Here is an 8,968-nt window from a genome sequence, read left to right on the forward strand (position 1 = left end):
AGGTCTAATTGAGGTGTTGGCAATGGTATTTAAATATTCAGTTGTAGGTTTGGCCGTATGTTCGGCGTTAATGGCTATGCCCGTATTGGCAGAGGTGGCTAGCGACGCAAATATCGAGCGCATTAATGTCACTGGCCGCACTTTTAACGATTATAAAGTGGGTACAGCATCAGGCGCCATGCGCGGTGATATCGACTTAATGGATACCCCACAATCAGTTAATGTGATCCCCGATTTTGTCACGGACGAACAGCTGGCGACTAACCTCGCTGAAGTGTTAGTTAACGATTCGAGCGTGACGGCAGGAACGACACGCTGGAACCGCCAAGTTTTTAGCATCCGTGGCTTCGAGTTAGATTCTGGTAATGGTTATCTCATCAATGGCCATCAGCAATGGTCCCATTACGTACAACCCATCGAAACCCTGCAGCAAGTTGAAGTGTTAAAAGGCCCTTCGAGCATGTTGTATGGTCAATCTGGCCCTGGTGGTTTAGTGAATATGGTCACTAAGAAACCAACCTATGATTCAATGCTTAACTTAGGTTTTGATACCGATGGCTACGGTTCTACCCGTGCACAGCTCGATGCGGGTGGCAGTTTAAACGAAGCACAAAGTATTCGTTATCGCGGTGTGTTAGTGAAGCAAGATACAAAATACTGGCGTGAGTATTCCGCTAATGATGAGAACCAAGAGCGCGATCGCTGGTTAGGTTATCTCAATATGGAATTTGACCTAAGCGACGATTTGTTACTGTCGGTTAAATACGACCATACCCAAGATAAAGCAGGTATCGATGCGGGTGGGTGGTTAGATAAACAAGGTAATGTCATTGGCGAACGTAAAACCGTTTGGGATGCGCCTTGGGCCTTTACTGACAATACAGTGTCAAACCTAGGTGCCGATCTGACTTGGCATATGAGTGACAACTGGAAAGTCAAAGCGGGTTATAACGAGCAGCAGTTTAATCGCCAACGTTTTGATTCTGCGCCGCAATATACAGAAGACCCATTCACCAAAGGCTATAGTATCAAGCCATTCGATCGTTACGACGATTGGCAGCATAAAACCGCTTATGCCGATTTCACCGGTGAATTTGGATTGGCGGGAATGCAGCATCAACTGCTGATTGGGGCTAACTATCTCGATTATTTCTATCAGCAACAAATTCACCGTGGGGCAGCTCAAACGGTTATTCCTGGGCAACCAGTTATTCAACCTGCTCTCGATTACCACACAAAACCCAAAGGCAATGCGAGTACCTATAAGTATTACGGTTTCTACCTGCAGGATTTAATGACGCTTAACGAACAATGGAAGTTGCTCGCTGGCGTACGTTACGACGAACAGAAGAAAGACGGTGAAGGTGAAAACAGCTATGCCGTGTCGCCTAAGTTTGGGGTGATTTACTCGCCTATGACTAATGGCAGCGTTTACGTTAATTACTCAAAGAGCTTCACGCCAAAAGGTACTGTGAATAACGAGTATGATGTAAATAATAAGCTTAATTTAAAGCCAGAATACGGTATTCAATATGAAGTGGGCACTAAGTGGGAATTGTTTGACGATAGTCTGTTATTAACCGCTGCAGTGTTCGATATTACACTTGAGAACATCACTATTTCAGAAAAGTTATCCTCACCAATAGGTGATTTTACTGATATCACCACTCAAGGTGGCGAACAGAAGCATCGTGGCTTTGAAGTTGGTGCCCAAGGTCAGTTAGGCGATAGCTGGTTTGTGACTTCTTCTATGATGTATTTAGATGCCGAATATAAAACGGGTGCTGGCAAGATCGATGGGAAAATCTTAGATGGTAAAACTCCCGTCGATGCGCCTGAGTGGTCGGCTAATATCTGGACCCGTTACGAAGTGACTGACAATTTTGCGATGAACTTTGGTGCTATTTATGTGGGTGAGCGCTTCGCCGATAAAGATAACAGCATTACTAAAGACGGCTATGTGCGTTTCGATATAGGTGCAGCCTACACTATGGATATCATGGGTAAAGATGTGAGCCTTCGTGCCAACGTTAGAAATCTATTTGATACTGATTATATTGATGGTGGTCAGTACAATATGGTCACTATCGGCCAAGGCCGTAACTTTAGTGTTGCTGTCGAAGCTAAGTTTTAAATTTATTAGGTTTTAAATTCATTTAAAGCAGCTTGTCCTTAAAAGGCAAGCTGCTTTTTTATTGGCTGATGTTTAAGTTCACTATTACAGAACGATAAAAATACGCCGTAACATGCGAAACAGTGTTTCGAATACTAGCAAAAAAGTTTCGTTTCACTATAATGCATCTTTCGAATCGAAACTTATCTGAAAGGTTTTATGAACAAACGAAACACACAGCAGCGTCGCCACAGCATAATCACCATATTGAACGAACTGGGTGAAGTGAGTGTTGATGAACTGTCGTTACGTTTTGAAACCTCAGAAGTGACGATTCGCAAAGATCTGGCTGCGCTTGAGAAAACAGGCCTGCTGCTGCGCCGTTACGGTGGCGCCGTGGCGATTGCTGACGAAGTGACCCAACAGTTTTCTGCCAAAATCGCGCCTAATAAGCTGTCTATTGCAAAAACCGCCGCGCAGCTGATCAAAGATCACAATCGCATCATTATCGATAGCGGCACTACGACTTCTGGCTTGATTGAACAGCTGAACGATAAGCGTGGGCTGGTGGTCATGACGAATGCATTGCACCTTGCCAATGCCATCCATGAACTTGAAAACGAGCCAACCTTATTGATGACCGGTGGTACTTGGGACCCGCATTCTGAATCATTTCAAGGCCAAGTCGCCGAGCAAGTGTTGCGCTCATATAACTTCGATCAACTGTTTATCGGTGCCGATGGTATCGATCTTGAACGCGGCACCACTACCTTTAACGAGTTAACTGGCCTAAGCAAAGTCATGGCCGAAGTGTCCCGCGAAGTGATCGTTATGGTGGATTCAGACAAAATCGGCAAGCGGATCCCTAACTTAGAGTTACCGTGGGCTAAAGTCAGTGTGTTGGTCACCGACGATCGTATCGACGAGAGTGCGCTAAAACAAATTTCAGATCAGGGCGTGCGAGTCATGCTGGCGCCCTACGCTCATGAGTGAGTGCAAAATAACTTAACAACTTCATTTTTAATTTATAGGTAAAGACTATGTGTGGAATCGTAGGCGCTGTGGCGCAAAGGGATGTGGCTGAAATTCTAGTAGAAGGCTTACGCCGCTTAGAATATCGCGGATATGACTCCGCAGGCGTTGCCGTTATTCACAATGGTGAACTCAATCGCACGCGCCGCGTTGGCAAAGTACAAGAGCTTTCAGCAGCGCTTGAAACTGACCCATTAGCGGGCGGAACCGGTATCGCGCACACTCGCTGGGCGACCCACGGTGAACCGAGTGAGCGTAATGCTCACCCGCATTTATCGGAAGGTGATATCGCGGTGGTGCACAACGGCATTATTGAAAACCACAATAAACTGCGCGAGATGCTAAAAGGTTTAGGCTATAAATTTAGCTCAGATACCGATACTGAAGTGATTTGTCACTTAGTACACCATGAGCTGAAAACTAACAGCACTTTGCTTTCTGCCGTGCAAGCCACAGTTAAACAACTCGAAGGCGCCTATGGCACTGTTGTTATCGACCGCCGCGACAGCGAGCGCTTGGTTGTTGCTCGATCTGGTAGTCCTTTAGTGATTGGTTTTGGTCTAGGTGAAAACTTTGTCGCCTCGGATCAACTGGCACTCTTACCTGTGACTCGTTCATTCGCCTTCTTAGAAGAAGGTGATGTGGCCGAAGTGACCCGTCGCAGCGTGAGTATTTTCGACTTAAACGGTAATGCCGTTGAGCGTGAAGTCAAAGAATCTGAAATTACTCACGATGCTGGTGATAAGGGCGAATATCGCCACTACATGCTTAAAGAGATTTACGAGCAGCCATTGGCACTGACGCGCACTATCGAAGGCCGTATTGCTAACAAGCAAGTGCTAGACACGGCTTTTGGTGATAACGCTGCTGAGTTCTTAAAAGATATCAAACACGTGCAAATCATCGCTTGTGGCACTAGCTACCATGCGGGCATGGCGGCGCGTTACTGGTTGGAAGATTGGGCTGGCGTATCGTGTAACGTCGAAATTGCCTCTGAGTTCCGTTACCGCAAGTCGCACTTATTCCCAAATAGCCTGTTGGTGACGATTTCACAATCTGGTGAAACTGCCGATACTTTAGCGGCCATGCGCTTAGCGAAAGAAATGGGTTACAAAGCCACATTGACGATTTGTAATGCGCCAGGTTCATCACTGGTTCGCGAATCTGACATGGCTTATATGATGAAAGCGGGCGCCGAGATTGGCGTGGCATCCACTAAAGCTTTCACAGTACAGCTTGCTGGGTTATTAATGTTGACTGCGGTGATCGGTCGCCACAATGGTATGTCTGATCAAATGCAGGCCGACATCACTCAAAGCTTACAATCTATGCCAGCTAAAGTGGAACAAGCTTTAGGGCTAGATGCTGCGATTGCTGAACTGGCTGAAGATTTTGCCGATAAACACCATGCGTTATTCCTTGGCCGTGGCGATCAATACCCGATTGCGATGGAAGGCGCGTTAAAGCTGAAAGAGATTTCTTACATTCATGCTGAAGCGTATGCCTCTGGCGAATTAAAACACGGCCCATTAGCGCTTATCGATGCCGATATGCCTGTGATTGTCGTTGCGCCAAACAATGAATTGCTCGAAAAACTCAAATCTAACGTCGAAGAAGTGCGTGCCCGTGGTGGACTCATGTATGTGTTTGCCGACGTGGATGCCGAGTTCGAGTCGGATGACACGATGAAAGTGATCCCTGTGCCACACTGCGATATCTTTATGGCGCCGCTGATTTACACTATTCCGCTACAGCTATTGTCGTACCATGTTGCGTTGATCAAAGGTACCGACGTGGATCAACCACGCAACCTAGCAAAATCTGTAACAGTAGAATAAATATAAGCATTTAAATAAAAACCGCCTTTATTGGCGGTTTTTTCATTTAGATTCATGACAAAACGACGCTTAACTTACAGCAATAGCAAATGCTGGTGGCTTAGCTTTCTATGCTGGAATGGCATCTAGCTCGTGCTGCTTTTTTGCCTCAATGCGTTTCCATACTTTGTCGTGGAAGTAAAACACCACTGTGTTAATCGCGGGTTCAACTAAGGCCACTGCGCCGCCGACGATCACGCTGCCGGTTAATAAATAGGTTACGGTAAAAGCGACGCTAAAATGGAGTACGGCAAAAGTAAGTGTCTTAGTCATGATCTTGTCCTCTAAATAGGCTCCCAGCTGGAATACTTAGATGATAACAATTCTCATTAAAATTAAAAGCCGTGTTTTCAGATTAGTTTAAACGGTTTAATCTATTTATCCGTTGTAAAAAACATAAAGCCCTCACTCTGGAGGGCTTTGGGTTGCTAGCAGTAAATTAAAGCGCTGCTAATAAACTAGTAATGCCAAGGGAAGGCGGAGAAATCTTGATCGCGTTTCTCTAGGAAGGCATCGCGCCCTTCCTGCGCTTCGGCACTCGCATAGGCTAAACGCGTCGCTTCACCGGCGAATAATTGCTGACCGACCATACCATCGTCTGTCATGTTAAAACCGTATTTCAGCATACGCATCGCTGTAGGCGACTTAGAGTTAATCTCTTTGGCCCACATTAATGCCTCGGTTTCTAGCTCTGCATGGGGAACGGATTTATTGACCATCCCCATGTCGAAGGCTTCATCGGCGCTGTAGTTAAAACCACAGAAGAAGATTTCACGGGCACGTTTTTGACCTATCATCTTGGCAAGATACGCACTGCCATAACCTGAGTCGAAGCTCGCTACGTCGGGATCAGTCTGCTTAAATATCGCGTGTTCTTTCGAGGCTAAGGTTAAGTCGCATACTACGTGTAAGCTATGGCCGCCACCTACCGCCCAACCCGGCACAACGGCGATGACCACTTTAGGCATAAAGCGGATCAAGCGTTGCACTTCTAATATATGTAAGCGGCCCATTCTGGCTTGATCGGCTTTGCCTTCTTCGGCGCCTTCATATTTATAGCCATCTTTGCCGCGAATACGCTGATCGCCACCCGAACAGAACGCCCAGCCACCATCTTTTGCCGAAGGACCGTTACCCGTAAGCAGTACACAACCTACATCAGACCATTGGCGCGCATGATCGAGTGCGATAAATAACTCATCAACGGTTTTAGGTCGGAAGGCGTTGCGGCACTCAGGGCGGTTAATAGCAATGCGAACTGTGCCGTGGGCTTTGGCTCTGTGGTAGGTGATGTCGTCAAATTGAAATCCACTGACTTCATCCCATAAGGTGGGATCAAAAATGTCTGATACTTGTTGGGTCATGATTTATAGGCCTTTGTGCTGTAATGCCTCAAAGGCTAGGCGGAATCATATATAAGGTCAATCACCAAAGCCTAAAGCTTAGCGCTATATAGCAAAATCCCGTTTGCCTATGAGTCCGCGATGGTTAGAGGTGATCACAGAGATAAAGCTGATTATCTTTACTGAACACTGGATGTTCAGGCGCCCTAGTGCCGCAATAATTAGCTTTAAAGTCGGCAATAGACTCGGGTGTCATGGGTATCTGATTAAAGGCTTCGAGTTCTAATGTTGATAAACGCTCAACGATGTCGGTTCTTACCTTAGCCAATTGATGGTCAATTTTTATGATCTTTGTTCCCGTCATAGAGTCAACTTTATTCTCTATTTTTTTGACCATAGCCTCAGTCTTTGCAATAGGAGCATCTAATTTATCTGTTTCTGTGTATAAGTAATACAAAGCACCCGCGAGTAGCGCCAATATGAGCCAACCTTTCATCTTTTAGTCCAACATAAGTGAATAACCATTAAGAATATGGGTATAATAAGCTAGTTTTCGTCCAATATTAAAGCAGTAAAAGGCTGTAACGATGAACTCAGAATCTAACAACAAGGACTATTCGAAAACCAATCGAATTAAGATTCACCAGCCAGATGCGAGTAAAGCGGATCGCTTTAACCCTCGTAATCGGATTTATGTCCGAGCAATCGACGGTTTGTGGAGTAGCTTACGTCGCCGCATGGGCTGGATTGCCATGTTATTTTTCCTGCTTTTACCTTGGATCCCTTGGGGCGACCGTCAAGCTGTATGGTTTAACTTAGGCGAACAAAAGTTTCACGTCTTCGGTTTAACGATTTGGCCGCAGGATCTCACCTTGCTCGCAGCGTTGTTTATGATCGCTGCCTTTGCGCTGTTTTTTGTGACCACCTATCTTGGCCGTGTTTGGTGTGGATACACTTGCCCCCAAACAGTATGGACCTTTATGTTCATCTGGTTCGAGGAAAAACTTGAAGGTGCGCGCAATAAACGCATTAAGTTAGATCAAATGCCATGGAGCTTTGACAAACTCTGGCGTAAAACGGCAAAACATACGGCTTGGCTATTGCTCTCACTGATGACGGCGATGACCTTTGTGTCCTATTTCGTGCCGAGCCGTGAAGTCTATGTCGACGTCTTTACGCTTAATGCTTCTGGCGGTATCTACTTCTGGGTCGTGTTCTTTACACTTGCCACATACGGCAATGCGGGTTGGATGCGTGAAATCATGTGTATCCACATGTGCCCTTATGCGCGTTTCCAAGCGGCCATGTTCGATAAGAATACTTTTATCGTGGGTTACGATACTAAACGTGGTGAGACCCGTGGTCCGCGCTCACGCAAAGATGACCCTAAAGAGTTAGGGCTTGGCGATTGTATCGACTGTGACTTGTGTGTGCAGGTATGTCCTACCGGGATCGACATTCGTAACGGTCTGCAATATGAGTGTATTAACTGCGGCGCTTGTATCGATGCCTGTGACCAAACTATGGATCGTATGGGTTACGAGAAAGGACTTATCAGTTATACCACTGAGAACAAGTTAGAAGGTATAAAGCAAAAAGTGCTGCGACCTAAGCTTGTCGGTTATGGCGTGGTATTGATGGCGATGATATTAGTCTTCATATACTCCAGTGCGACCATAGCACCAGTACGTATGGACATCATTCGTGATCGTAACCAGCTCTATAGAGAGAACAACCAAGGTTTGATTGAAAACACATTCACCTTGAAGATTCTTAATAAGACAGAACAATCCCATGAATACACTATGAGTGTCGAAGGATTGGACAACTATAAATGGTACGGTCCGACTTCGGTCACTATTGCGGGTGGCGAAGTATTAACGTTACCCATTAGCGTTGGGGTTGATCCGGTTGAGCTTTCTCGTTCAGTTACTAACATCGAGATAAAAGTGAAAACTCATATCGACGGTGAAGAAGTCGAAGTTGAGCAAGAATCTCGCTTCTTTAGTCCATAGATAACAGTATTTATGATGATCTAATTGAGTGAGACTCATAAATATTGCCAGACTTAATCGAGATAAAGGGGCTTTTTAGCCCCTTTTTTATACGTATCGTTTGATAAGTAAACGTCTAAACCCTTAATCGTTATTTTCCTACAAAAAGCCCTTGCACAAAATCTCCTGCTCCCTATAATGCGCATCCACTGACACGGCAGACAGCTAAAGCCAGCTGACGAGTTAGGTTGAATTGAGTGGCTTTTAAGCATTTAATTCAAGCGCAGCAAGAAGTTGAAAAATACTCCTTGACGCGAAACGGGAAATGCGTAGAATACGCAGCCCTAGCCAACTGGAAGCGTTCGGCGCTCAGTGTGGTACTCACGTCCTCTTACGGATATTGAGTTGCTCTTTAACAAGATAAAACAAGAAATCTGTGTGGACACTCACAGGTGTTGAGTTAATCGAAATTACTTTACTTTCGAGTGAGTAATCAAAGAATTAAATCAATGAATGAGTGTTCATAGCAATATGTACATAATTTGGGTTTCGCTTTTTTAAAAGCGGAAACAAATGACAGAATTCATTGAGCCGTTTGACGTAAGTCAA

At 45.4% G+C, this 8,968-nt stretch carries 7 protein-coding genes; 4 read left to right on the forward strand and 3 right to left on the reverse strand.

Annotated elements, in window-relative coordinates; genetic code table 11:
• Positions 1 to 22 precede the first annotated feature (22 nt).
• From Q4Q52_RS17230 to glmS, 3 genes are all read left to right on the forward strand, one after another.
• Complete coding sequence (locus tag Q4Q52_RS17230; protein ID WP_311991187.1) at positions 23 to 2,134, forward strand: TonB-dependent receptor; 2,112 nt, start codon at positions 23 to 25, stop codon at positions 2,132 to 2,134.
• Between the two features lie 198 nt (positions 2,135 to 2,332).
• Positions 2,333 to 3,106 (forward strand): DeoR family transcriptional regulator, encoded by a 774-nt coding sequence (locus Q4Q52_RS17235; protein WP_311991188.1) that lies wholly within the window; start codon positions 2,333 to 2,335, stop codon positions 3,104 to 3,106.
• A 47-nt stretch (positions 3,107 to 3,153) separates the two neighbouring features.
• The gene (gene glmS / locus Q4Q52_RS17240; protein ID WP_259214370.1) at positions 3,154 to 4,983 is read left to right on the forward strand and encodes a glutamine--fructose-6-phosphate transaminase (isomerizing); all 1,830 of its coding nucleotides are present in this window, start codon (positions 3,154 to 3,156) and stop codon (positions 4,981 to 4,983) included.
• Between the two features lie 108 nt (positions 4,984 to 5,091).
• On the opposite strand, the gene Q4Q52_RS17245 is transcribed toward glmS, so the two are convergent.
• From Q4Q52_RS17245 to Q4Q52_RS17255, 3 genes are all read right to left on the reverse strand, one after another.
• On the reverse strand, positions 5,092 to 5,295 hold the full coding sequence (locus Q4Q52_RS17245) for a DUF2061 domain-containing protein (protein ID WP_006079349.1): 204 nt from the start codon (positions 5,293 to 5,295) through the stop codon (positions 5,092 to 5,094).
• A 185-nt stretch (positions 5,296 to 5,480) separates the two neighbouring features.
• Complete coding sequence (locus Q4Q52_RS17250; RefSeq protein ID WP_006084758.1) at positions 5,481 to 6,386, reverse strand: 1,4-dihydroxy-2-naphthoyl-CoA synthase; 906 nt, start codon at positions 6,384 to 6,386, stop codon at positions 5,481 to 5,483.
• A 124-nt stretch (positions 6,387 to 6,510) separates the two neighbouring features.
• Positions 6,511 to 6,861 (reverse strand): hypothetical protein, encoded by a 351-nt coding sequence (locus Q4Q52_RS17255; RefSeq protein ID WP_220591558.1) that lies wholly within the window; start codon positions 6,859 to 6,861, stop codon positions 6,511 to 6,513.
• Between the two features lie 91 nt (positions 6,862 to 6,952).
• Here Q4Q52_RS17255 and ccoG point away from each other — a divergent pair, with 91 nt between their 5' ends.
• Entirely contained in the window at positions 6,953 to 8,380 is a 1,428-nt protein-coding gene (ccoG, locus tag Q4Q52_RS17260) for a cytochrome c oxidase accessory protein CcoG (RefSeq protein WP_107950071.1), read from the forward strand.
• Positions 8,381 to 8,968: the final 588 nt, after the last annotated feature.

This window comes from Shewanella sp. SP1S2-4 (genome assembly GCF_031932075.1).
GTDB lineage: Bacteria > Pseudomonadota > Gammaproteobacteria > Enterobacterales > Shewanellaceae > Shewanella > Shewanella baltica.